The following is a 24,992-nucleotide window of genomic DNA, read 5'->3' on the forward strand; positions in this document are numbered from 1 at the left end:
GCTATAGCCTTGCGCCCATCGCACCCGCCCTCCGTATTCCGGTGACCGTTCGACCATGGCATTTCCGCCCCAATTCCTGGAGGAGCTGCGCACCCGGCTGACCCTGTCGGAGGTGGTGTCGAAGCGACTGCGCCTGATCCGCGCCGGCCGGGAATACAAGGCCCCCTGTCCCTTCCACAATGAGAAGTCGCCGTCCTTCTATGTCAACGACCAGAAGGGCTTCTTTCATTGTTTTGGCTGCGGCGCCCATGGCGACATCATCGGTTTCGTCATGCGCCACGACAATCTCGGCTTTCCCGAGGCGGTCGAGCATCTGGCCGGCGAGGCCGGGCTGCCGGTGCCGCGCCCGACCGAGGAGGACCGGCAGCGCTATGAGCGGCGCAAGACCCTGCATGATCTCGTCGAGCAGGCGGCGCGCTGGTTCGAGCAGCAGCTGCACGGCGCCGCCGGGCGGGCCGGCCTGGATTACTTCGTGCGGCGCGGGCTGGACGGCGAGACGATCGCCCGCTTCCGGCTGGGCTATGCGCCCGGCGATTCGAACGCGCTGAGGACATATCTCGGCAAGCAGGGCTTCTCCGACGAGGATATGGTCAATGCCGGGCTGCTGAAGCGGCCGGACGACGGCCGGGCGCCCTACAGCTTCTTCCGCAACCGCGTGATGTTCCCGGTGACCGACCGGCGCGGGCAGGTGGTGGCCTTCGGCGGGCGCATCCTGGAGGGTGACGGGCCGAAATACGTCAACACCGCCGACACCCCGCTCTTCCACAAGGGCACGCTGCTCTACGGCCTGTCGCGGGCGCGGCAGGCGGCGGCGGACGGCAAGCCGGTGATCGTCGCCGAAGGCTACATGGACGTCATCGCCCTGGTCCGCGCCGGCTTCGAGGGGGCGGTGGCGCCGCTGGGCACCGCGCTGACCGAAACCCAGGTGCAGGAGCTGTGGAAGCTGATCCCGGCGGCGGAGAAGGTGCCGTTCCTCTGCTTCGACGGCGACAAGGCCGGCCGGCGGGCGGCATGGCGGGCGGTGGAGCGCATCCTGCCGCACCTCGGCCCCGGCCAGTCGGCCCGCGTCGCCTTCCTGCCGGAGGGGGAGGACCCCGACAGCCTGATCCGTGCGCAGGGGCCCAAGGCGATGGGCGCCTTGCTGGAAGCCGCCATCCCGTTGTCCGACGCCCTGTGGCGGATGGAGAGCGAAGGGCGGCCGACCGACACGCCGGAAGCCAAGGCGGCGGTGAAGGCGGCGCTGGAGGCCCGCGTCGCCACCATCGCCGACCGCGACGTCCAGAGCTTCTACCGCACCGAGATGCGCCGCCGCGTCGACGAGGCCTTCGCCCCGGTGCGGCCGGCCTACAACCGGGGGCCATGGGTGCCGGGGCAGGGGCGCGGCCGCTTCGGCGAGGCGCCGCGCCGCCATGTGCCGGGCACGCCCGGACGCCTGACCTCCAAGCCGGTGGGGGAGGGGAGGGGCCGCGCCTCCCGCCTCGTCTCGATGCGGGAGCGGATCCTGCTGGCGACCCTGATCAACCATCCGGACTTGTTCGGCGAACTGGCCGAGCCGCTGGGGCTGTTGCCGTTCGGTGACCCGGAGCTGGAAAAACTGCGCTGGTCGGTCATCGAATGTCTGTCCGACGACCGCAACCACGACTCGGCACTTGACGCCGCTGCCCTTTGTCGCCACTTGTCATCCGCCGGCCATGAGACGATGGTCGGTGCTTTGCTAGGCGAGTCGACCTATGTCCATGCCGGCTTCGCCCGTCCGGATGCCTCCGCGGAGGACGCCCGGAAGGGATGGTGGCCTGCGTGGCGGCATCTGCATCACGAGCGGGTGCTCGACGATCTTAGGGAAGCGAAGGCGGCTTTGACCCGTGACAACAGCGAGGTGAACTTCGCGAGGGTCGTGGCTCTTCAGCAGGAGGTCATCAGGTCCGGCATGGGTATGACGGACGATGGCGACTTCGACGAGGCCTGACGGTTGATGACCGATATCGTCGGGCGTCGGCTGGCGGGACGCGGGTTACAACAGGACGGGGCCGCATGACAGTTTCTGTGATGGCGGGTTCTGGGTAGATACATGGTTTGGGGGTGGAGCGGACGGGCCGGGCAACCGGGACCGGGCGCTCCTTTCGTCTTTATTCACTGGGGTAATGCGGGGGCACCGATCGCATGGCCACGAAAGCTGCGAACAGCGTGGAAGTTTCCGAAACGCGGGAGGAATCCGCAGACGGTCCTCTGATGGACGGCATGGGTTTGGCCGTCAAGAAGATGATCGCCCGCGGCAAGGAGCGCGGGTATGTCACCTATGACGAGCTGAACGCAGCGCTGCCGCAGGATTCGTCCTCGTCCGAGCAGATCGAAGACACGATGGCGATGCTGTCCGAGATGGGCATCAACATCGTCGAATCGGAAGAGCAGGATTCGGAGAACAGCGGCGAGGCCGGCGCCGAGGGCGAAGGCCGTTCGTCGGGCAACCTCGACGACGACGACATCGGCCGCACCGACGACCCGGTGCGCATGTACCTGCGCGAAATGGGATCGGTGGAGCTGCTGTCGCGCGAGGGCGAGATCGCCATCGCCAAGCGGATCGAAGCCGGCCGCGAGATGATGATCGGCGCGATCTGCGAATCGCCCCTGACCATCCGCGCCATCCTGGAGTGGCATGATTCCCTGATGGAAGGGAAGATGCTGCTGCGCGACATCATCGATCTGGACGCCACCTATGGCGGCGGCCCGGACGGCGAGGAGATGCCGGGGGGACTGACCGAGGTGGTCGAGGCCCCCGGTGGCGCACCTGCGCCTGCGCCCGCCGCCGACGCGCCGCCCGCCGAAGAGGAAGGCGACGAGCCGCGTCCGCCGCGCGCCGAAGGCGAAGGCGACGAGGGCGAGGAAGGCGACGAGGGCGAGAACAGCCTGTCGCTGTCGGCGATGGAAGCCGCGCTGAAGCCGCAGGTCATCGAGACCTTCGAGAACATCAAGGCGACCTACGACAAGCTGCACAAGCTGCACGAGGCCCGCATGGGGGCGATGCAGCGCGGCGAGGACGTCGCCAAGCAGACGGACAAGAAGTACGACAAGCTGAAGCTCGAAATGGTCGAGCTGATGAACACCGTCCGTTTGAACAACCAGCGCATCGAACAGCTGGTCGAGCAGCTCTATGGCCTGAACCGCAAGCTGACCGGCTTCGAAGGCCGCCTGCTGCGCATGGCGACCGAGTGCCGGGTGAAGCGCGAGGACTTCCTGAACCAGTATTTCGGCCACGAGCTGGACCCGAACTGGCTGGAGCGCATCCGCGGCCTGAACCCCAAGACCTGGGGCAAGTTCGCGGAGAAGTACGACGGCGACATCCGCAAGACGCGCGAGTCGATCTCGAACGTCGCCGAGGAAGCGCGCCTGCCGATCAACGAGTTCCGCCGCATCGTCTCCACCGTCCAGAAGGGCGAGAAGGAAGCGAGCCGCGCCAAGAAGGAGATGGTCGAGGCCAACCTGCGTCTCGTCATCTCCATCGCCAAGAAGTACACGAACCGCGGCCTGCAGTTCCTGGACCTGATCCAGGAAGGCAACATCGGCCTGATGAAGGCGGTCGACAAGTTCGAGTACCGGCGCGGCTACAAGTTCTCGACCTATGCGACCTGGTGGATCCGTCAGGCCATAACCCGCTCCATCGCGGACCAGGCTCGGACCATCCGCATCCCGGTCCACATGATCGAGACGATCAACAAGCTGGTCCGCACCAGCCGCCAGATGCTGCACGAGATCGGCCGCGAGCCGACCCCGGAGGAACTGGCCGAGCGTCTGATGATGCCGCTGGAGAAGGTCCGCAAGGTCCTGAAGATCGCCAAGGAGCCGATTTCCCTCGAGACGCCGATCGGCGACGAGGAGGATTCGCATCTCGGCGATTTCATCGAGGACAAGAACGCGGTCCTGCCGCTGGATGCCGCCATCCAGGCGAATCTGCGCGAGACGACGACCCGCGTCCTGGCCTCGCTGACCCCGCGCGAGGAACGCGTCCTGCGCATGCGCTTCGGCATCGGCATGAACACCGACCACACGCTGGAAGAGGTCGGCCAGCAGTTCAACGTGACCCGCGAGCGTATCCGCCAGATCGAGGCGAAGGCGCTGCGCAAGCTGAAGCACCCGTCGCGGTCGCGCAAGCTGCGCAGCTTCCTCGATACCTGACGGGAAGCATCCGGTTTCGAGACGAAGCGGGGGCCGAAGGGCCCCCGTTTTCGTTATCGGGCTTCCGCGTCGGAATGATGAACGAGGGGTTGCATTTCCCCGCCGCTTTGTCGCAGAGTGCGGCCCGCGGTAGGGCCTGTAGTTCAGCGGTTAGAACGCGCCGCTCATAACGGTGTTGTCGTCGGTTCAAATCCGGCCGGGCCCACCATCTTTCCCAAGTTTTCTTCCTATGCCGCGACGGACAGCCGCCGTCCCCGGCCATTCCCGGAACCGGGCGATTGCATCAGCTCTCCTCTGGTCGGTGCATCGTTGCGGTCGTCGTAGCGATCGACGGTGACGCCGGCGCCCAGTGACTTTGCCAAATCGCGAACGTACAGGTCATTCATCTGTTCTTTCGACAATCCGGATGACAGGCCCCGCTGGATGAGATTGTCCTTGTCCCAAGGGTTATCCGTGGGTCTCCGGACTTCGGTGGTTCCATCGCGCCATTGGATGGCGGCAATCTGACCGTCCTTGCGTATTATGCTGTGCGCCTGCGTGGCGAGGAACCGCGCGTTCATCGCGGCATCCGGTTCCTGCTTCATTCGCTCCATTGCGGTTACGGCCTTCCTCACCACGTCGGGAGCCGAGACGACTCGAACTGGCGTCACCGGAACCATGTTCGACAGCAAAGGAAGCGGTCCACCGATTTGTCCAATGCCTGCCATTGAGTCCTCCACCCAGGGCTTTCTCCGGAGAGCTTTTTGCAACCGCTGTGCCGAGAAGCGAAGCGTCAGAAGAAATACCGGCCTTCCCGCTTTGCCCTTGGGAGGAGGCATATTTTTCCGCCGGGGTCAGGAAAATTCCGCCCATCTCGACGGGGATTGCGCCTTATGGGGGCATTGATTGCCTGGAAATCCGCTGCAGGTTTATCGAGTTCAGGAAATTTATCCAAACTGCCTTGCAAGCAATTGGCTTTCGCCTCGCTACACGGTTAGGGTGCCGTCAGCCTCGTATGGTGATGACGCCGTCCTGCAGGTGGTCCGGATGATCGATCCTCTTGCTCGCCTCCAAAGTCATGATTGGGATCGATGATCATGGGCGACAGTCTCCGACTCCTTAAATCCGGTGCCGCGGCGTTGCAGCGGCGCGATCCGGCTGCGGCACGCAAGGCCTTGCGTCAGGCGCTGGCTCTCGATCCGGGGCAGGGAGACGCGTGGAGCATCCTCGGGGTGGCGGCGATCGGCGGCGGCGATGCGGTCGGGGCGTTGACGCCGTTTCGCCGGTCGCTGTGCTGCGCTCCCGCCAACCCTGCCCATGCCCGTAATCTCGCGGCCTGCCTGAAGCGGCTGGGACGCACCATGGATGCGGCGGCGGTGCTGGACCGGGCGGTGATGGAGGGGACGTTGGCGCCCGATCTGCTCTGCGACCTTGCCGATCTCCGGCTTGGAGAGGGCAAGGCGTCGGCGGCGCTGCCGCCCTACCGGCTGGCGCTGCTGCTGGCGCCGGATCATGGCCGCAGCCTGAACAATCTGGCGGAGGCCCTGCGCCGGCAGGAGATGCCGGAGGCGGCGACGGAGCTGTGTCGGCTCGCGCGGCTTCGCGGTACGGCGCCGGCTTGGGCCGCCGCGGGTGCGGAGCTGGTCGAGGCCGGACGCATCGCGGAGGCGCGATCGGCACTTTGCCGGGCACTGACGCTCGATCCGGCCGATGCGGTGGCCTGGACCAACCTTGGATTCGCGCATCTCCAGCGACATCGGGCAGAAGCCGCGGTGGCGGCATTCGCCCGTGCCCGCCGGCTCGATCCCGCATCGGCGGAGGCGGCGGTCGGGCAGGGCAGCGCGCTGATGCTGATGGGGCATGTGCGCGACGGAGCGGCGCTCTATGAGGAGAGGCTGCGGCTGTCCTTGTTCCGGCCGCCGCGGCGTTTCGATCGGCCGGACTGGGATGGCCGCATACGACCGGGAGCAACCTTGCTGGTCCACGCCGACCGCGGACTGGGCGATGCGATCCAATTCATCCGCTACGCGCCCATCCTCCGGGCGCAGGGGATGCGGGTGCTGTTCTGCGGTCAGGATGGCCTGCTGGAACTGTTGCGCTCCTCCGGTATCGTCGACGCGGCCTTCGGCTATGACGAGGACTTGCCGCCTTACGATATGCAGGTCCATGTCATGAGCCTGATCCACCGGATGGACAGCGATCTGGACAGCATTCCAGCCGAGATTCCCTATCTTCGCGTGCCGGCCGCTGCACTGGAACGCTGGTCCGGGCGAGCCGCCGGGCTTGCTGGGCTGAAGGTCGGCATCGTCTGGGCGGGGTCAACGCAGTTCCGCCATGACTGCGTCCGTTCGCCCCGGCTAGCGCCGCTGCTGCCGCTGTTCGACATCCCGGGGACCACGCCGGTGGTGCTTCAGTTCGGCCAGGGGCGCGAGGACATGGCCAAGCTGTCCTTGCCCGACGGCGTTGTCGATTGGGGTGGTGAGTTCCATGGCATAGTCGACACCGCGGCGGCCGTCGCCGGGCTGGACGTGGTGGTCAGCTCCTGCACCTTCATGGCGCATCTCGCCGGTGCGCTGGGGCGTCCGGTGGCGGTCCTGCTCCATGCCGGATCGGAATGGCGCTGGCTGCGCGAGCGAGAGGAGTCGCCCTGGTATCCGACGGCGCGGCTCTACCGGCAGTCGGTTGCCGACGACTGGAGCGGGCCGGTCACCCGGTTGAGGGCCGATCTGGCCGCCCTGGCCGAACGGCGGATTGCCCCGGCACGCAACTGATGCCGCCCGGCTGAAGCCTTTTCGGCACAAGCGCCGCCGCTCCGCATAAATTTTGCTGCAAGCCCGACAAAGTCTGGAATAAAGGATGCGCGGCGCGCGTTCGCACCCATATGCATCGGGTCCCCATTTCGACCGCAAGGTCGATTGAGCCGGCCCGGCCCTGGAGTTGCGGCGCCTTCGTCGCCCCGTCCGGCCTCTGGTTGGAAGGGGGAGGCCATGGCGTGAGCCGTGGCGTGATCGGTAAGGATCGGGTGCGCGGTTGAGCAAATTCGGGGTCGATCTGGAAGTCCACATCGCGTCCTTGCGGCGCTACGCGCGTGCGTTGCTGCGCAACAGCGCGGATGCGGAGGATCTGGTGCAGGAAGCGCTGACGCGCGCGGTGGCGCGCGCCGACAGCTTCCAGGCGGGGACCAACCTGCGGGCATGGCTTTTCACCATCCTGCACAACGTCCACGTCAATCAGGTCCGTTCCAAGGCCGCCCGGCCGCAGGAGGTCGACGTCGCCGACGTCGAATCCAAGCTGGTCAGCCCGCCCCGGCAGGAGGAGCGTGTCGAGTTGCGTGAGATGATGCGCGCGGTCGACGAATTGCCGGAGGAGCAGCGCAAGGTTCTGCTTCTGGTGGCGCTGGAGGGCCTGAAATACGACGAGGTCGCCGACATGCTCGGCGTGCCGATCGGGACTGTCATGTCGCGCCTTTCCAGGGCGCGCGAGGCGGTGCGGGCGAAACTGGCGAACGAGGGTGGCGTCACCCTCCGGCGGGTGAAGTAATGAATGCGCATCAAGCTACTGGACGGGTCACGGAGGACGAACTCCACGCCTATGTCGATGGGCAATTGGACGGCAATCGCCGTCTGGCGGTGGAGCGATGGCTGGCCGAGGATCCGGAGGCCGCACGCCGGGCAGAGGATTACCGCGCCCAGGCGGTGCTGCTGCACGAGATGTTCGACATTGTCCTGCGCGAGCCGGCGAGCGACACCGTCCAGGAGCTGTCCGACCGGCTGAAGGGGCGCATCGCCTTCAACGACAACCGTCCGGCCTGGCATGCCCGGCCACTGGTGCGTTTCGCCGCGGCGGTGATGCTGGTGGTCGCCGGTGCGACCGGCGGCTGGATGGGCCGCGGCGTCGACCAGCAGGCGGGCGCCCCCGTCGCCCAGCAGCGCCAGACGCTCGCCACCTTCGCGCAGGAGGCGACGCAGGCACACCGCTTCTACACCTCCGATGAACGGTTCCAGGTGGAACTGGGCGCCGACAACCAGGACGAACTGAACGGCTGGCTGTCCAAGCGGATGGGCCGCGACGTCTTCGGGCCAGATTTGGGCCGGGTCGGCTACCGGCTGATCGGCGGCCGGTCGCTGCCGACCGACCTCGGAGCCGGCGCGCAGTACATGTACGCCAACGACGGCAACAAGCGGATCACCCTGTTCGTCGGTGCTCCCCAGAGCGGCAACCAGTCCAACTTCAGCTTCACTCAGAACGGCGACGTCGCCACCTTCTACTGGGTCGAGGGACCGCTGGCCTATGCGCTGGCCGGCCGCCTGTCGAAGGAAGAACTGCTGGAAATCGCCAAGGCGGTCTATCAGGACGTCAAGGCCGGTCCGCCGCGGCGCGAGCCGCCGCCCGAACAGCAGCAACAGCAGCAACAGCAGCCGCAACCCCAACAGCAGGATCATCCGCCCGGGGTGCAGCCGATCAGCGACACCCAGAAGGCGAAGGAAAGCTGAGAGGGATGGTTTGTTGAAGGGGGGCTTCGGCCCATAGGCGCTAACTTACAGGTTCGATTGCTGTCGAAGCCAAGTACGTCCCTTATCGACCGTCATCCCCGCGGAGGTGGGGATCCAGTGTTTCCCAAGCAGAACCACTGGATAAGCCTGGATCCCCGCCTCCGCGCTACGGGATGCACAGATCTCGCGCTTGCAACAATGCATGCAGTCTGGAGTTGAGAAAAACCCCTCTCCCCTCGCGGGAGAGGGGTTGGGGTGAGCAACCGTATTTTTTGGGTAGCGAGAGCTGAACCGTTCGTGCTCCCCGTCAAGGCTCGCGCTGGCGCGCGCCCGCCCTTCGGGCGGCTTTGGCCTTGACGGGTCCGCGCGCTCGGTTCGTTAGGCTTTGGCATGCGGTCGGCGCGGTGCGCCGACCGTCGGCATCTCAGGCTTTCAGGCCTGCTTGTTCGTTCCAGGTCTGAGCGTGGGCGAGCATGGCGTTCAATCGGGTCAGCAGCTTGCGCATGCAAGCGGTGATGGCGAGTTTGGGCGGCTTTCCCGCCTTGATCAGCCGTTGATAGAAGGCGGCCACAATGCCTTTGGTGTGGGTGGCGGCCACCATGGCGGCCATGTAAAGAACCCGTCGCAGGTCGGCTCGCCCTCCGGCGATGCGACGCCGCCCAGAGCGCTCGCCGCTGTCGTCGGGAAACGGCGCCACCCCAGCCAAGGCCGCCATTTGCCCACCGGTCAGCCGACCCAGTTCCGGGGCCAGAGCGGCAAGGCTGACGGCCACCACTGGGCCAATGCCTGGAGCGGTCACCAAGCGCTCGACCGTCTGCTTGATGATGGGCGAGGAGTGAACTTGGCGGGTGAGCGTGTCGTCCAGCTTGGCGATGCTCCGGCTCAAAGCCTCGATGGCGGCGTCGACCGCCTCGCGAGCCGCCTCGGGCGCTGCCGTCGCTACCTTTCGCAGGTCGGCGCGCTTGTCGACCAGGGCGCGTCGTGTGCGAACCAATCCCGCAAGTTCCTCGCGCGCCCGATCCGGGACCACCGACGGGCCACCAGCCATGCACGCGGTGAATTCGGCAATGACCCGCGCATCGATCGGGTCGGTCTTCGCCCACTGCCCCTTGGCCTTGGCAAAGTAACGCACACGTGCAGGGTCGAGGACATGAACCTCCAGACCCACCGCGACCAGGGCGTCGCGCACCGGACGCTCGTAGCCGCCGCTGGCCTCAAGCCCAACCCGCACAGCGCCCTGCTCCTTGATCCAGATCGCCAACTCCTGATGCCCCTCGGGCGTGTTGGCAACCTGTCGGTGGGCCACAGCAGGGAAAAGGGCTGCATCGAGCCGGGATTTCCCGCAATCGATGCCGACATGAACAGCCGCTTGTGACATCCTCGTATTCCTTCCTTGTGGTGCGGGCTCAACGCCCGAGCAACCGTGCGGACTTCAAGGAAGGCTGGCCGCCCTCACGCTCACTAACGGCGTCTTACGCCTCGGGGGCAACAGGGTCGGCCAGCCCGGACGGCTCGAGGCCAACGAGCCGTCCGGGCTTCAATATGGGCACCCCGCAATACACAAGGGGGGCAAACTGAATTTTCCCAGGCCTCTGGCCAGCCGCACCCCTCATCCCAACCCTTCTCCCGCAAGGGGAGAAGGGCCAATCGCTACCAGAGGATGTATTTCTTCGCGAATGCGAGATCTGTGAATGCCGTAGCGCCTCCGCGGGGATGACGCCGAAAGAGGTGCCGGCCCATTAGAAAATGGGCAAAGTCCTTTAAGTCAGCGCCTATGGGGCTTCGGCCCCCCTTACCGATTCAGCAGATGTTCCTTCAGCCAGTCGCGCACCTCGCGGCAGACCGCCTCCGACGTTTCGTCCAACGCGTGGCCGGTGCCGGGGACCAGGACCAGCTTTTTCGGATCCCGCGCCTTGCGGTGGACGTGGATGGAACAGCTGGGCGGCAGAATCTCGTCCGCCTCGCCATGGATCAGCAGGATCGGGCAGGACAGGTCGCCGACGGGGTCGGTGCCGTAACCTTGGGTCGCCAGCGTCACCACCGTGCAGACGGCGCCGCGATTGGACGCCGCCGCCTGGACGACCACGGCGCCGCCGAAGGAATGGCCGACCAGCGCCACATGATGGATGCCCTGGCGTCCCAGGAAGCTCAGTCCGCAGAGGACGTCGTACACCGCCTCTTCCAGGTCGCGCGGATCGCGGAAGCGCAGGCGCAGCGAGGTGATCCCGTCGGCGGTCAGGTCGGCGGCAAGCCGGGGATAGAGTCCGCGCGCCGGCGTGTCGAACCCGCCGCCGACCCCGCCGACCCACAGCGCAGCCAGATCCCCGCCCGGCACCGGGTAATAACGGGCCTCGACCGGGCCGCGATCGGTTTCCAGCGTCACCGGCTGAAAACCCTCGGCGTCGGCGACGCCTAAGGTGGAATCCAGAAGCGGCACGGCCATTCTCCCTTCCGATCCTTGCTGCTGAAGATGGTAACAGCGGGAGCGCCCGGCGGTTGCCCTTTGCCATGGCGGGTGAGGCAACGAAGCCGCAACCCGGCTGTTCTCTGTCCATAGCCTTTGGACAGACGGGAAAGGAGCGGCGATGGCGTCGAACAGTTTGACCGGGCACGGCCGCCGGCCACAGCCGGGCTCTTTGGGTTCGGGCATGAGCCGGATCGGGGCCGGCCTGGGGCCGACCGGTGTCGCGACCGGCGGCCGCTGGCTCGCCTTGATGGGCGGCACTGCGCTCGGCGTGCTGGGGCTGCGGCGGTCCGGATGGGGCGGTGCGATGCTGGCGCTCGGCGGCGCCGGCCTGTTCGCCGCCGGCGCCCTGGGGCTGCGGCCCCTTGGGGAGCGGGCGCTGAACGCGATGCCGGGCTCCGGTGCCTGGCGCAGCCATGTCCCGGCCTCCCGCCGCCGGTCGCTGACGCCGGAACGCACGCAGGCGGTCGTCACCATCGCGTCGGAGCCGGGGACGATCTTCCGATTCTGGCGCAATTTCGCGAATTTGCCCAAGCTGATGCCGCAGCTTGAACGGGTGGACGTGCTGTCGGCCACCGAAAGCCGCTGGTTCGCCAAGGACGGCGGGACGGCGGGCGGCGAGGCGCCGAACTGGCGCTGCGTGCTCGACCGCGTCGACGAGGACCGGCTGCTGACCTGGCATACGGTGGGCGAGACGGTGCTGCCGCACCGGGCTTCGCTGATGCTGAGCCAGGCGCCGGGGGACCGCGGTACCGAGGTGCGGCTGACTCTGGTCTACCGCGTCCCGGCCGCCGAGGTGGCGGCGCATCTCGGCGTGACGCCGGAAGGGCAGGCGGAAGAGGCGCTGCGCCGCCTGAAGCAGCGGGTGGAGACCGGGGAACTGTCGACCATCGAGCGGCAGCCGCGCGGAAACGGCTCCGGCATTTTCCGGGGGACGGCGGAATGAAGGCGCTCTGCTGGAACGGGACCAACGATTTGCGGGTCGAGCGCGTGCCCGACCCGGTGCTGATCAATCCGCATGACGTGATCGTCAAGGTGGCGCTGTCGTCGGTCTGCGGGTCGGACCTGCACCTGATCGACGGCTATGTGCCGACCATGCGGCCCGGCGACATCATCGGCCACGAGTTCCTGGGTGAGATCGTCGAGAAGGGACCGGAAGTCCGCTATCTCAACCGAGGCGACCGGGTCATCACCGTGTCGATCATCGGCTGCGGCCATTGCGGCCATTGCCAGCACGGCGAAAGCTCGCTGTGCGACAACTCCAACCCCAACCCGGACCATGCCCGCACCGCCTACGGCCATTGCGGTGCCGGCATCTTCGGCTACAGCCACGCCTTCGGCGGTTATGCCGGCAGCCACGCCGAATACATTCGCGTGCCCTATGCCGACTTCAACGCTTTCCGCGTGCCAGAGGGCGTGAGCGACGAGAAGGCGGTCTTCGTGTCGGATGCGGTGCCGACCGGCTACATGGCCGCCGACATGGCCGGCATCAAGCCGGGCGACGTGGTGGCGGTGTGGGGTTGCGGCGGTGTCGGCCAGATGGCGATGCGTAGCGCCATCCTGCTGGGGGCGGAGCGGGTGATCGGCATCGACCGCTTTCCCGACCGGCTGCGCGCCGCCCAGATGAAGGCGGGGGCGGAGACGCTGGATTACAGCCGCGTCGACATCTTCGACGCGCTGCAGGCGATGACCGGCGGGCGCGGTCCCGACATCTGCATCGACGCCGTCGGCATGGAGGCCGACAGCGCGTCGAACGCGGTGGAGGACCTCTATGACCGGGCCAAGCAGGCGGTGGGGTTGCAAACCGACCGGCCGGCGGTGCTGCGCCAGATGATCGAGAGCTGCCGCAAGGGCGGCACCCTGTCGATCGTCGGCGTCTATGGCGGGCTGATCGACAAGTTCCCGATGGGGGCGGCGATGAACAAGGGCCTGACCTTCCGCATGGGCCAGCAGAACGGCCAGCGCTATGCCGAGCGCCTGTTCGGGCACATCCGCAACGGCGAGTTGGATCCCTCCTATCTGCTGACGCACCGCCTGCCGCTGGACGACGGTCCGCAAGCCTATCGCATGTTCAAGGAGAAGGCCGACGCCTGCATGCGCGTCGTCTTCGCCCCATAAGCACAGGAAGGGAGAAGGGTCATGGAACTGGTCTACGCCTATCCCGCCGAACGCGGCCGGGGCGTGGAGGCCGAGATCGTCGGCAGCCTGCGCGACCGCTTCGGCAACGTCGTGCAGACGGGACGGGAGGAGCGGGATGCCGAGCGCGGCGACCGCGCGGACGTGCTGGTGACGCTCGACGTCGCCGACGACAAGGTCGAAGCTGTGCTGACCACCCTGCGCGCCCATCCGCTGGTGATCGACGCTGCGGCGCGGAGCTTCGGCGAGAGGGTTTGAGGGGCGGTCCTGCTCCATGACGTTACCTCCATCGGGCCTCTTCCCAGGGAAAGCGGGCTGTCGTCCGCTCTCCCTTTTCGTGCTTCGGGAAAGGGAGTTGGGATGAGGAAGCTTCTGGGTGTCGTCGCCCTGGCCATCGCGCTGGGAGGGAACGATGCTGCCGCGCAACAGTCCATCATCGACGGCTGGTCATGGAGCACCCTCGTGCCATCGATTGCCCAGACCGACGTCCTCGGTACCCATCTGCGCGAACTCAGGAACGAGCAAGAGCGGCGCAACACGCCGCCGCCGGACGTCTCGCGGCTGGGCTATGCGCCGTCGAAGGCGCGGCGCAGTGCCAATCTCGCCGCCTTCGTCGAAAAGACGCGGGCGGTCGATCCGAACGGCGCCGCCGATCTGCAGCGGCTGTTCGCGGAGGGCGACATCATCGAGCGGATCGGGGCGGCGATCGCCCCCGTCGGCCTGCGGACCGACAATCTCGCGGACGTCTACGCGCTGTGGTGGATCACCGCATGGCAGGCGACGCGCGGCGACAATGACACGCTGGGCCGCGACATGTACGCCGCCGTCCGCGCCCAGTCCGCAGAGGCGCTGAATGGCGCCGGCAGCCCCGCCAGGGCGTCCGATGCCGAGAAGCAGGAGCTTGCCGAGGCTCTGCTGGTCCAGACGGCGCTGATCGACGCCGCGGTGGAGCAGGCCAAAGGCAATCCCGCGCTGATGCGGCAGGTCGAGCGGGCCGTTGCCAAGGGTGCGCGGGGCATGGGGCTCGACATGGCAAGGATGGAGATCACCAGCGGCGGCTTCGTTCCAGGCGGGGGACGGTGAGGAAAGGTGGTATCGCCTTGTCCCCCGGCGTTTCCTTAGTTTCCGAAACAATTTCCCGCCCCCGGCGTGACCACGCCGCCCGGCACCTGTTGACCATCCCCACAAGGCAAGTCCGCATCACTCGTCCGGGGGGTCCGTTTCCGTGAAGATGTCCGTCACAGTTCCGCCTGTCGAACAGGCGCAGGCTACCGTCAAACGCCGCTGGCCCATCGGGGTGGAACTGCAGCCCGGTGGCGCGCACGCGCGGGTCTGGGCGCCGAAGGCGACGCGGGTGGACCTCGTGACCGAACCCGACGGGCGGGCGACGGTGCTGAAGGGCGAAGGGAACGGCTATTTCTCCGGCGCGGTGCCGGGGCTGGGGGACGGCGGGCTCTACCGCCTCCGGCTGGACGGAAGGGACACGCTCTATCCCGACCCGATGTCGCGCTTCCAGCCGGACGGGCCGCATGGTCCCTCGCAACTGGTCGATCCCCACCGCTTCGCCTGGACCGACCAGGGCTGGCAGGGCCGAGCCATCAAGGGCCAGGTGATCTACGAGATGCATATCGGCACCTTCACCCGGGAAGGCAGCTGGGAGGCCGCCGTCCGCGAACTGCCGGCGCTGGCCGATCTCGGCGTGACGGTGCTGGAGGTGATGCCGGTGTCGGAGTTCCCCGGCCGCTTCGGCTGGGGTTACGATGGGGTGAACCTGTTCGCGCCGACGCGGCTCTATGGCGATGCCGACGCCATGCGGCGCTTCGTGGACGAGGCGCACCGGCTGGGGCTCGCCGTCATTCTCGACGTCGTCTACAATCATTTCGGCCCGGACGGCAATTACCTGAAGTGCTTTTCCGACGATTACTTCACCGACCGCTACAAGAACGAATGGGGCGAGGCGATCAACTTCGATGGTCCCAACTCCGCTCCGGTGCGCGAGTTCTTCCTGTCGAATGCCGCCTTCTGGATCGAGGAATACCATTTGGACGGGTTGCGGCTGGACGCCACCCAGTCGATCCATGACGGCAGCGAGGGGAGGGGCGAGCCGCACATCCTGACCGAGATCTCCCGCACCGTGCGCAAGGCCGCCGGCGGGCGCGCCACCATCCTGGTGGGGGAGAACGAGCCGCAGCATGCCAGCATGGTGAGGCCGACCGAGGAGGGCGGCTGCGGGCTCTGCGCCATCTGGAACGACGACCTGCACCACTCGGCCATGGTGGCGCTGACCGGCAGGGCCGAGGCCTACTACACCGACTATCGCGGCACGCCGCAGGAATTCGTGTCGGCGATGAAGCACGGCTTCCTCTATCAGGGGCAGTGGTATCGCTGGCAGGGCAAACGGCGCGGCATGCCGGCCTTCGATGTGCCGCGGCCGGCCTTCGTCGGCTTCCTGCAGAACCACGACCAAATCGCCAACTCGGCCCGCGGTCTGCGGCTGCATGCGCTGACCTCGCCGGGGCGACTGCGGGCGATGACGGCGCTGATCCTGCTCGGACCCGGCACCCCGATGCTGTTCCAGGGGCAGGAGTTCGCCGCCAGCACCCCCTTCCTCTATTTCGCCGACCACAAGCCCGATCTTGCCGGGCTGGTCGAGACGGGCAGGGCCGAGTTCCTGACCCAATTCCCCAGCATCGCGGACCCGACGATGCGGGCGGCCCTGCCCAAGCCCCATGCGGAAGACAGCTTCACCCGCTGCAAGCTCGACCATCGGGAGCGCGAGACCAATGCCGCCGCCTGGACATTGCACCGCGACCTGCTGCGCCTGCGCAAGGAAGACCCGGTCTTCGCCGCCCAGCGTGCCGGCGGGCTGGACGGCGCGGTGCTCGGGGAGGAGGCCTTCGTCCTGCGCTTCTTCGGGCAGGCGGGAGGGGACGACCGGCTGGTCCTGGTGAATCTGGGCCGTGACCTGACCCTGCGTGCGTTGGCCGACCCGCTGCTGGCCCCGCCGCGTGATGGGGCCTGGAGCTTGCTGTGGTCCAGCGAGGAGCCCGCCTATGGCGGCTGCGGCACCGCGCCGGTGGAACAGCCGGACGGCGCATGGCGGCTGCCCGGCCATGCCGCGGTGGTTTTCGGGCCGGCGCATGACTTTCCGACGAAAAGCGACGATGCCGGAGGCAACACAACCCCGGTCATCGTGGTTTCCAAGAGGTCGGCAAACGATAGAAGAGCGTAGGTCCACGATGGCTGATTTCGTCCGCACCCTGTCGCGTGAGGTCCTGAACACTGGTCCGAACGGCGCGGAGACCCGTGAATGGCTGGTCGCCAACGGCCTGGGCGGCTATGCCTCCGGCTCCGTGTCGGGGGCGGTGACGCGGCGTTATCACGGGCTGCTGATCGCGGCGCTGCCGGCCCCGCTCGGCCGCGTGCTGATGCTGAGCCAGTTGAGCGACGTCGTGATCGACGCCGATGGCCGCAGCTTCCACCTGAGCTGCCGCGATGCCGGGGGCGATTCCGCCGGCGGCGAGACGGCAGACACCGAGACGGGCGAAGAGGGCCAGACCGCCGCCCTGCAGGAGTTCCGCATGGAGGCCGGCCTGCCGGTCTGGCGCTTTCGCGCCGGCGGGGCGGTGATCGAGAAGCAGATCGTCCTGCCGCACGGCCAGAACATCGTCCATGTCACCTACCGGGTGATGGAGGCGAAGGCACCGGTACGGCTGCGCCTGCGGCCGGTGCTGGCTTTCCGTACGCTGGAATCGGCGGTCGACCGGCCGCTGGCGGGGGCCTACCGCGTCACCGCGGCCGGGCAGCGCTACGAGGTCTCGGCCGGTCCGGACCTGCCGGTGCTGCGCATGGCGATCGAGGGCGGCGATTTCCCGATGACGCTCGACGGCGGCATCCGCCGCGAGGTCTATTACCGGGTGGAGGACGAACGCGGCTACCAGTCCCGCGGGTCGCTGTGGACTCCCGGCTATTTCAGCGGCGAGGTCGGGGCGGGCCAGAGCATCACCTTTGCCGCCGCGACCGAGGAATGGTGGCGGCTGGAGGCCCTGCCGCCGGCGGACGTGCTGGGCTTCGAGGCGGAACGCCGCCGCCGCATCATCCAGAACGCCCATCCCTCCCTGCGCGACGGCGCGATGGCGGAGCTGGTGCTGTCGGCCGACAGCTTCCTGTTCGTTCCGGCCGGACGCGTCGCCGACCAGATGCGGGCGCGGGCGGAAGGCGACGAGGTGCGCACCGTGATCGCCGGCTACCACTGGTTCACCGACTGGGGCCGCGATACCATGATTGCGCTGGAGGGGCTGACCCTGTCCACCGGGCGCCAGATGGAGGCGGGGTGGATCCTGCACACCTTCGGGCACTACATCCGCGACGGCCTGATCCCCAACATGTTCCCCGACGGCAAGGACCGCGGGCTGTACCACACCGCCGACGCGACGCTCTGGTTCTTCCACGCCCTGCACCGCTATCTGAGCGCCACCGGCGACCGCGATACCTTGCGCCTGTTGCTGCCCAAGCTGCGCGAGGTGATCGACTTCCACCGTCGCGGCACCCGCTTCGGCATCGGCGTCGATCCGCGCGACGGGCTGCTGCGCCAGGGGCAGGAGGGGTACCAGCTGACCTGGATGGATGCCAAGGTCGACGACTGGGTGGTGACGCCGCGCCGGGGCAAGGCGGTGGAGATCAACGCGCTGTGGCACAACGCCCTTCGCCTGATGGCCGGATGGCTGCGCGAGGAGGACGGCGAGGCCGCCGCCCGCCCGCTGACCGAGTTGGCCGACCAAGCCCGCGCTTCCTTCAACGCGCGGTTCTGGTGCCAGTCGGCCGGCCATCTGTTCGACGTGGTCGATGGCGAACACGGCGACGACATCGCCTGCCGGCCCAACCAGATCTTCGCCATCTCGCTGGACCATCCGGTGCTGGAGCGCGAGCGCTGGGAGCCGGTGGTGGAGACGGTGCGCAGCCGCCTGCTGACCCCGCTCGGGCTGCGGTCGCTGGCGCCGGGCTGCCGCGACTACAAGGCCAAATATTTCGGCGACCTGCGGGCGCGCGACGCCGCCTACCACCAGGGCACCGTCTGGGGCTGGCTGATCGGTCCCTATGTCGATGCGTGGCTGAAGCTGCACCCGGAGGACAAGGCAGGCGCGCGCCGCCTGCTGGAGGGGTTCCTGCCGCATCTGGACGAGGCCGGGATCGGCACGATCAGCGAGATTTTCGATGCCGAGGCCCCCTTCACGCCACGTGGCTGCATCTCCCAGGCCTGGAGCGTGGCGGAGGTTCTGCGTTGCTGGGCGAAGACGGAAAGCTAGGCGCCGCCAACGTTACGGAGCTCTGATTCTCCGAAGGTCATAGGGCGGCCGATTGGGGCCGCCCCACCCGTAACGATGGTGCAATGCCCTTGGGGACAGTTGTCAACAGGGCACAACAGGGTGTGAAATCACCGAGTGCCCTGGAATATGACAGATTTCGGTTGACACGCGGCCAGGGCTTCCAGAGCGCGTAAAGTGCGTTTCTTCTTATAAATCAGCTGCTTACGATGATTGCCTGATTTTTGGGCAAACACAGCGGGGCCCTTGAATTGCCTAGAGCGAATCGGGGCTTCCCACGGCTTGCCCACACAGTTATCCACAGCCTCTGTGGAGACCGCGGACTTCGCCCGCGGCCATGGCTGCCTTTGCGCCGATCGGGAAGAAATTTGCTTTCGGTCTGTGTCCTTTGGTTCAATGCCGGGATAAGGCTCGGCGTAACGGGGTAATCGCTTTGGATTTTGGCCAGACTGGAGAAATCACCCTATAGTTCCCACCCTGGTTCACTCGGCGACAGAGACTGATCCAGTTGGCGATCGACCGTACGGGGTGCGGACAGAGAGACAGAGCGGAGGTGCCAATGCGGAGCATTGTGCGAGGCGTTGCCGGCATGCCGTACCCGACGGCCCGGCCCGGATGGGATGGGAGCGATGCCGAATCCGCCGCCATGTCCGCTGCCGTGTCGGACAAGCGCCCGCGGCATGCAGCCTTGGGCTTGTTGCCCGCCGTCATCGGTCCGTTGTTGGCGACCTCCGTTCTCGGGGCGCTGATCCTCCATCTTCTGGCCGGGCTGGTGGCACGTCTTCCAAACTCGGACGTGTTTGGGACCTTGTCGATCCTGGTCGGCATGACGGTGGTTCTCGTCACCTTGCTGCCCTTCGCCCTTCTGTCGGTCAAGCGGGCGCAGCGGGCTTGGACCTCCCTGCAGGACTCCATCCGGCATTGAGTGTGCCGCCGTGTCCGGCATCGAGGCTGCGGCGGGGTCTCGATGGCGGCGCCCTCCGCAGGATTCCGTTGCTCCGGGATGCGTGTCTGCGTTTAATCGCGGGTGAGGGCGGCGTTCGCCCTTCCGCCCGGCGGTCCGCGGCGGCTTTCCGGGGGCGCGGGATGGGGCTTTTCGATTTCCTCAAGGTTGCGGTCAGCGACAAGAAGCCGGCCAAGCCGGCAGCCCGCATGCCGGTCAGCGTCATCCAGTGCGACGGAAAGAGCTTTCCCATCCTGTCGCTGACCACGAAGGGCTTCGTCGCCCGCGGCTTCGACGGATCGCTGGTCGTTGGTCAGAACGCCAAGGTTTCGGTGCGCGTGGACGATCCCGCCGGCAAGTTCACCTTCAATGCGACCGTTTCGGTGGTGGAGATCAAGGGCGACACCTTCGGCGCGACCTGGACGATCCTGCCGACGGAAATCGATGCGGTGATCCGTCAGTATGCCCAGCACCGCAAGCGGCAGGACGGCAACAAGGGCGCACGGTAGCGGCTTGGTAGAAGGGCGTCGCCGCTTCGAGCCGCCTATTGGCGGTCGGACGACGCTCCGGCGGCGGGCGAGGGCATGCCGGCGTTGACGATCTTCGGCAGTGCCAGGACGCGTGCCCGCTCCAGCCATTCGGACAGGGTGACGAACTCGCAGCCCTTGGCCCGCAGTTCCGCGATCACGCGCGGCAGGGCCTGCGCCGTGCTGGGATAGGTGGAGTGCATCAGGAAGACGTTGCCCGGCATCCCGGCGATCTTGATCTGGCTGACGATCTTATCGGCGTTGCGCACATGCCAGTCGCGGGTGTCGACCGACCACAGGACCGAGCCCATATGCTCTTCCCGCGCGATGGTCAGCAGCTCGTCCGAATAGCGGCCGTAGGGCGGGCGGAACAACACCGGGTTCGCGCCGAATTCCTTCAGGATGCGGTTGGTCTCCGCGATCTCGTAGCGGGCACCGGCCGCATCCATCTTGCGCAGGTCGGAATGGGTCAGGCTGTGATTCCCGATCTCGTGCCCGCCGGCGACGAAATCATGGATCAACTCCCCCTGCCGCTCCGCAATGCGGCCGACGGGGAAATAGGTGGCGCGGACGCCCTCCTGGTTCAGGATGTCGAGAATCTGGCGGGTGACCGTACGATGCGGCCCGTCGTCGAAGGTGAGGGCGCAGAGGTTCCAGTTTTCCCGCTTGAGCGTCGCCGGCATCACGTCATAGCGTGAATCCGGCATCACCGAGCGCAGCCGGCCCTTGCGGCGGCTATGCTGCTCGATGTCCGCCATGGTGCGGGCGTCTTCCTCGTTGTAGATGACCAATCCATCGGCCGGCGGAATGGCGGCCGCCACCGACGGCGGCGGAGGGGCCAGCGGCGCGGCGACGGCGGAGCCGATCGGTGCCAGGACCGAGGTGGTGGTCGCCGTCTCCGGGCCGGCTGCCGCCTGCGGCTTGGGATCGGACGGCTTCGTGTCGAACGGGGGAAGAGCGACGGCGACGGTCACGGCCGGCGGCTTCGCCGTTGTGGAGACTGCCGTGGAGGCCGCGGCGGTCGTCGCCGGCGGAGCAGCGGCGCTGACCACCTTCCCGGCGGCCGGCTTTTCGCCAGGCGATTTCTCGGGCGCGGCTTTCGACAGGGTGGTCGGCGCCGCCGCCGCCGACGGCGGTACCGGTACCGCCATCGGGGCTGGACGGTCGACGACAAGGCAACCGAAGCCGGCGCCGATGATCCGCCGGCACAATGCCCGCGCGTCCGAGCCTTTGGCGACCTGGGCGTACAGGGCGACGCCGCCGGCCTCGCTCTTGCCGTCCAGCATCATGACAGAGGCGGTCAGTCCGGCGGTCAGGTCACGCTCGCGCTGCTGCAGGTTCTTCCAGATCCACCAGGCATCGCCGTCGCGCGAATAGATGCCCAACTGCAGAAGCGGGCCGTCGGGCGCGGGAGTGGACACAGGCGCGGAAGCGGGCAGCTGGACCGGTGCAACGCCTTTCTCCTCCGGCTTTGCGATCGGCGTTCTCGCGACGGGCTGGCGTTTGGTGGCGTTGTCGACGGCGTGGGAGGGCAGGGCAGGCAGGCTGAGAGCGCAGGCCAGCAGAATGGCTTTGAGCAGGCGGTCGCCCCCCTGCGGGGCCGGCATGACGCCATGGCGTCCGGCGTCATCGGCCATGCGGGAACCTGGGCTGGTGGAGGCGGCGTTCGGCCGGAAAATGCGCAACATATCGGTCCCGTCGCTTGGCCCGGCCACTATCTGCGGACCACCGGTTGATGGCGGTGCAATATCATCACGATGGGGTTAATTCAAACGACAAGCGGCGGAATTTCCCCGTCTTTCGTGCTTTTCGGAGTGGCGTTGCCGTTCGGAAACGGTATCGGAAACGGGAGTGCGGGCATGGACGATGGAGGGGCTTCGGAACCGGCGGGGGAGCGGCGGGGTTCATTAAAGGATCGGCGGAGTGGCCGGGCGTCGCGAGACGCGCCCCCGGTCGCGTCCGCTTCCCCCCTTTTGGAAAGCCCGACCCGTGAAGGAGACGACCCGTATGGCCGAGGATTTGGAAAGCCGCATCCGTCGGCGCGCGCATGAGATCTGGGAACGTGAGGGGCGGCCTGAGGGCCGTGCCGACGCCAATTGGGAATTGGCGAGCGAGGAGATCGCGATCCAGGACAATTATCTCGACACGCTGAAGCCCAACCCGGCGGGCGGCCCGGAAGCCACCGCGATGCGGACGGAGCCGGTGGAGCCGGTGCTGAGCATCGCCAACCAGGGCGAACAGCCGGGTCTCGCCGACCAGGGCGAAGAGATGGGGATCCCGATGCGCGGCGACCGCGACGTCTGGCCGACGCCGGAAGAAGCGGCCTCCACCGCCGTACCGCCCAATCGCAGCAAGAAGACGCGGCGTCGGGCGTAAGGGACCCGGGGCGGCGCGCCTTCCCGGCGCGCCGTCAGACGCGGGACCTGTCGGTCCCCGGTACCGCCTCGTTCGCCGACTTGCCGGCCGGGGTGTCGGACGGCGCAATGGCGGGCGTCCCGGCGGGGGCGGAGGCCGGCGCCACCGCCGGGAGCGTGCCGGGCACCGGTACCGTCGCCGGTGCCGACACGCCGGCCGGCGCATCGTCGATCCGGTCGTAGATGTCCGGATGCAGCCGGACCGCTCCGTCGGCCTCCACCGTTGCGATCCAATAGACGAACTGCACCGGCATCGGCGTCGCCAGCTTGACCCATTGCGGCTGCGGCTTGTCCAGCATGCGATCGATCCGCGCGGAGGTCACGTTGGTGCCCTGGAGCAGCAGTTCGGCCAGCCGGCGCGGGTCTTCAAGCCGGACGCAGCCTGAACTGATCGACCGCAGCTCCCGCGCGAACAGCCGCGGCTCGTTGGTGCCGTGCAGATAGATGTCGTAGGGGTTGGTCAGGTTGAAGCGGAAGCGGCCCAGCGCGTTGTGGTTGCCCGGCTGCTGCACGATGCGGACGCGGCCCGGCGTCACGTCGTGCCAGTCGACCGTCTCCGGCGCCACCTCCTGCCCGTCGAGATAGACGATGGCGTTCTGGATGCCGGGCGTGCCCTTGGCCCGCAGATTCGGCAGCTTGTCTTCCTTCATGATGGTCGGCGGCACCGTCCAGGTCGGATTGACGATGATGTGGGTGATGCGGTCGGTCAGCAGCGGCGTCTCGCGCGACGGCCGACCGACGATGGCCCGCATCGTCAACTCCTCTTCGCCGCCGCGCACCAGCGTCGTGGTCTGGTCGGTGAGGTTCACCACCAGGATATTGTCGGGGGCGGTGTCGCGGAAGCTGCGCATCGCCGTGGCGCTCTGTCGCATCAGGGCCGCGGCCTCCGCCGGGGTGCGATCGAGCGCCTCGCGGGTGCCGGCGCCAACCAGCCCGTCCGGCTTCATCCGCTGGGCAAGCTGGAAGGCCTTCACCGCGAGGTCGACGTCGCTGGTGAAGACCTGCGACAGCTTGTCCGCCGGCAGCAGGCCGAGTTCCACGAGCCGCTGCGCCAGCCGGCCGACGCGCTCGCCGCTGCTGCCGGGCTTCATCAGCCCGCCTTCGCCGATCCGGGTGGATGGCTGCACCGGCTTGCCATCCAGTTCGGCGGCGGCGGCATCCAACCGGTCGGCCCACTGGGTCAAGGTGTCGCGGTAGGGCAGGGCGTCCGCCGGCTCGATCCCGAGCAGCGCCAGCGCCGATGCGGCGCTCAGCGCCAGCATGGCCAGCTTGCGGGGCTTGAGGAGGTCGGCGAATGCGGTCATGTCGGAACCCTCTGTCACGGTGGGCCGGTTGAACGTCCGAACGGATGCGTTGCGGTCCTTACGATCAATTTATGCAACGCAATAATGGAAGGCGAGCCGTGCGGCGCGAAATTCCGACGATCACTCTTGCGGTGTGATCTTCCTGCCGCCGTCCTATGACCTGCCTATGCAGGAAGGTCACAGTGCAAAATTTTTTAATTGCCTCGGGCGATGACCTTCCTTATACGGATAGCCGTCCGGAGACGATTCACACCAGACGGAACGCTTCGGATCAGCGTTGGTCATAAGGCTAATACCATCGCGGGCGCCACGCGACCCGCCAAACGCCGAACGGCCACAGCGTAGAACGGCCAAAACGTAAAACGACGAGGTTCGGGGATGCATTTGGGGGATGACGAGCGTGCCGCTCCGATGATCGGGCGGCGCGGGTTCCTGGGTTTTGCCGCTGCGGCGGTATCGGCGGCCATCCCGGCCGCATCGGGGATGATGACGGGGGTCGCCACCAGCGTGGTGACGGGTGTGGCGACGGCTCCGGTCCTTCTGGGGTCGGGGGCCGCGGAGGCCGCTCCCCTGGCCGGCGGCGTCCGGCGCCTGACCCTTCACAACATCAACACTCAAGAGCGCTTCGAGGGCGTTTATTGGGCCGACGGCCACTACAAGCCGGAGGCGCTGCGCAAGCTGGACGTGCTTCTGCGCGACCACCGCGCCAAGCAGGTCTGCCATTACGACCCGCGCCTGTTCGATCTGCTCGCCCGCGTTCATCAGAGCGTCGGTTCCGACGATCCGTTCGAGGTGATCTGCGGTTACCGCTCCCGCCGCACCAACGCCATGGCGCGCCGCCGGTCGCGTGGGGTTGCCAAGGAAAGCTATCATACCCGCGGCATGGCCATCGACATCCGCCTGCCCGACACCCAACTGCGCGCCATCTCCGAGACGGCGAAGGCGATGCAGGTGGGCGGCGTCGGCTATTATCCGCGAAGCGGCTTCGTCCATCTCGACGTCGGACCGGTCCGCACTTGGTAGCTGTGCCGGGGTCGGTGTCTATCCGCCGGGGCGGAGCCGCCTGGGCTTCTTCATGCAAAAGGCACCGCATCACTGACGCGGTGCCTTTTCACTATGCGGCGTATTGACCGTGCGGCGTGGCTGTCCGTCACCGGCAGTGCGTTGTGACGGTCTCAGTTGCGGGGCGACGTCTTCGTCGTGCGCAGGATATCGGTCGGGTCCCAAACGGCGCCGTG

At 67.3% G+C, this 24,992-nt stretch carries 20 protein-coding genes and 1 tRNA gene; 16 read left to right on the top strand and 5 right to left on the bottom strand.

Going from position 1 to position 24,992, the window contains the following annotated elements:
• Positions 1-55: 55 nt before the first annotated feature.
• The 3 genes from dnaG to JHL17_RS28860 all read left to right on the top strand — a co-directional run bounded on the left by dnaG (position 56) and on the right by JHL17_RS28860 (position 4,378).
• Positions 56-1,966 (top strand): DNA primase, encoded by a 1,911-nt coding sequence (gene dnaG, locus JHL17_RS28850; RefSeq protein ID WP_200198078.1) that lies wholly within the window; start codon positions 56-58, stop codon positions 1,964-1,966.
• A 194-nt stretch (positions 1,967-2,160) separates the two neighbouring features.
• On the top strand, positions 2,161-4,170 hold the full coding sequence (gene rpoD / locus JHL17_RS28855; protein ID WP_200198079.1) for an RNA polymerase sigma factor RpoD: 2,010 nt from the start codon (positions 2,161-2,163) through the stop codon (positions 4,168-4,170).
• 132 nt (positions 4,171-4,302) lie between these two features.
• Positions 4,303-4,378 (top strand) — tRNA-Ile (locus JHL17_RS28860).
• Positions 4,379-4,397: 19 nt separating this feature from the next.
• Here the strand turns inward: JHL17_RS28860 and JHL17_RS28865 are convergent.
• The gene (locus JHL17_RS28865; protein WP_200198080.1) at positions 4,398-4,754 is read right to left on the bottom strand and encodes a hypothetical protein; all 357 of its coding nucleotides are present in this window, start codon (positions 4,752-4,754) and stop codon (positions 4,398-4,400) included.
• A gap of 492 nt (positions 4,755-5,246) precedes the next feature.
• On the opposite strand from JHL17_RS28865, the gene JHL17_RS28870 reads away from it, so the two are divergent.
• The 3 genes from JHL17_RS28870 to JHL17_RS28880 all read left to right on the top strand — a co-directional run bounded on the left by JHL17_RS28870 (position 5,247) and on the right by JHL17_RS28880 (position 8,642).
• Positions 5,247-6,920 (top strand): tetratricopeptide repeat protein, encoded by a 1,674-nt coding sequence (locus JHL17_RS28870; RefSeq protein ID WP_200198081.1) that lies wholly within the window; start codon positions 5,247-5,249, stop codon positions 6,918-6,920.
• 259 nt (positions 6,921-7,179) lie between these two features.
• Entirely contained in the window at positions 7,180-7,689 is a 510-nt protein-coding gene (locus JHL17_RS28875) for a sigma-70 family RNA polymerase sigma factor (RefSeq protein WP_200198082.1), read from the top strand.
• Positions 7,689-8,642, top strand: coding sequence for an anti-sigma factor family protein (locus JHL17_RS28880; RefSeq protein WP_200198083.1), 954 nt, complete (start codon positions 7,689-7,691; stop codon positions 8,640-8,642). Before JHL17_RS28875 ends, JHL17_RS28880 begins: the two co-directional genes overlap by 1 nt.
• A gap of 424 nt (positions 8,643-9,066) precedes the next feature.
• Here the strand turns inward: JHL17_RS28880 and JHL17_RS28885 are convergent, their stop codons facing one another.
• Together JHL17_RS28885 and JHL17_RS28890 are read right to left on the bottom strand one after the other, a co-directional pair.
• Complete coding sequence (locus JHL17_RS28885) at positions 9,067-10,020, bottom strand: IS110 family RNA-guided transposase (protein ID WP_200198084.1); 954 nt, start codon at positions 10,018-10,020, stop codon at positions 9,067-9,069.
• Positions 10,021-10,434: 414 nt separating this feature from the next.
• Positions 10,435-11,085, bottom strand: coding sequence for an alpha/beta hydrolase (locus JHL17_RS28890; protein WP_211113580.1), 651 nt, complete (start codon positions 11,083-11,085; stop codon positions 10,435-10,437).
• A gap of 205 nt (positions 11,086-11,290) precedes the next feature.
• Between JHL17_RS28890 and JHL17_RS28895 the strand changes: the two genes are divergently transcribed.
• From JHL17_RS28895 to JHL17_RS28930, 8 genes are all read left to right on the top strand, one after another.
• The gene (locus tag JHL17_RS28895; protein ID WP_247893876.1) at positions 11,291-12,052 is read left to right on the top strand and encodes an SRPBCC family protein; all 762 of its coding nucleotides are present in this window, start codon (positions 11,291-11,293) and stop codon (positions 12,050-12,052) included.
• Positions 12,049-13,224: a zinc-dependent alcohol dehydrogenase gene (locus JHL17_RS28900; RefSeq protein ID WP_200198086.1), complete on the top strand. Its 1,176-nt coding sequence runs from the start codon at positions 12,049-12,051 to the stop codon at positions 13,222-13,224. Before JHL17_RS28895 ends, JHL17_RS28900 begins: the two co-directional genes overlap by 4 nt.
• 21 nt (positions 13,225-13,245) lie before the next feature.
• Positions 13,246-13,500 carry a hypothetical protein gene (locus JHL17_RS28905; protein ID WP_200198087.1) on the top strand — a complete coding sequence of 85 codons (255 nt, stop codon included), beginning with the start codon at positions 13,246-13,248 and terminating at the stop codon, positions 13,498-13,500.
• Between the two features lie 102 nt (positions 13,501-13,602).
• Positions 13,603-14,325, top strand: a complete 723-nt coding sequence (locus JHL17_RS28910) for a DUF6683 family protein (protein WP_200198088.1) — start codon at positions 13,603-13,605, stop codon at positions 14,323-14,325.
• A 148-nt stretch (positions 14,326-14,473) separates the two neighbouring features.
• The gene (treZ, locus tag JHL17_RS28915) at positions 14,474-16,474 is read left to right on the top strand and encodes a malto-oligosyltrehalose trehalohydrolase (protein ID WP_211113612.1); all 2,001 of its coding nucleotides are present in this window, start codon (positions 14,474-14,476) and stop codon (positions 16,472-16,474) included.
• Between the two features lie 7 nt (positions 16,475-16,481).
• Complete coding sequence (locus JHL17_RS28920; protein WP_200198089.1) at positions 16,482-18,548, top strand: amylo-alpha-1,6-glucosidase; 2,067 nt, start codon at positions 16,482-16,484, stop codon at positions 18,546-18,548.
• A 664-nt stretch (positions 18,549-19,212) separates the two neighbouring features.
• Positions 19,213-19,491 carry a hypothetical protein gene (locus tag JHL17_RS28925; protein ID WP_200198090.1) on the top strand — a complete coding sequence of 93 codons (279 nt, stop codon included), beginning with the start codon at positions 19,213-19,215 and terminating at the stop codon, positions 19,489-19,491.
• 161 nt (positions 19,492-19,652) lie between these two features.
• Positions 19,653-20,018, top strand: coding sequence for a hypothetical protein (locus JHL17_RS28930; protein ID WP_200198091.1), 366 nt, complete (start codon positions 19,653-19,655; stop codon positions 20,016-20,018).
• Positions 20,019-20,053: 35 nt separating this feature from the next.
• Here JHL17_RS28930 and JHL17_RS28935 read toward each other — a convergent pair whose 3' ends face one another.
• Positions 20,054-21,673 (bottom strand): polysaccharide deacetylase family protein, encoded by a 1,620-nt coding sequence (locus JHL17_RS28935; protein ID WP_247893877.1) that lies wholly within the window; start codon positions 21,671-21,673, stop codon positions 20,054-20,056.
• A 370-nt stretch (positions 21,674-22,043) separates the two neighbouring features.
• Between JHL17_RS28935 and JHL17_RS28940 the strand changes: the two genes are divergently transcribed.
• On the top strand, positions 22,044-22,412 hold the full coding sequence (locus JHL17_RS28940; RefSeq protein WP_200198093.1) for a DUF2934 domain-containing protein: 369 nt from the start codon (positions 22,044-22,046) through the stop codon (positions 22,410-22,412).
• A gap of 34 nt (positions 22,413-22,446) precedes the next feature.
• Here the strand turns inward: JHL17_RS28940 and JHL17_RS28945 are convergent, their stop codons facing one another.
• Complete coding sequence (locus JHL17_RS28945) at positions 22,447-23,754, bottom strand: L,D-transpeptidase family protein (protein WP_200198094.1); 1,308 nt, start codon at positions 23,752-23,754, stop codon at positions 22,447-22,449.
• Between the two features lie 378 nt (positions 23,755-24,132).
• Here JHL17_RS28945 and mepK point away from each other — a divergent pair, with 378 nt between their 5' ends.
• Positions 24,133-24,777, top strand: a complete 645-nt coding sequence (mepK, locus tag JHL17_RS28950; RefSeq protein WP_200198095.1) for a peptidoglycan L,D-endopeptidase MepK — start codon at positions 24,133-24,135, stop codon at positions 24,775-24,777.
• Positions 24,778-24,992 lie beyond the last annotated feature (215 nt).

The organism is Azospirillum endophyticum (genome assembly GCF_016595245.1).
Classification (GTDB): Bacteria; Pseudomonadota; Alphaproteobacteria; order Azospirillales; family Azospirillaceae; genus Azospirillum; species Azospirillum endophyticum.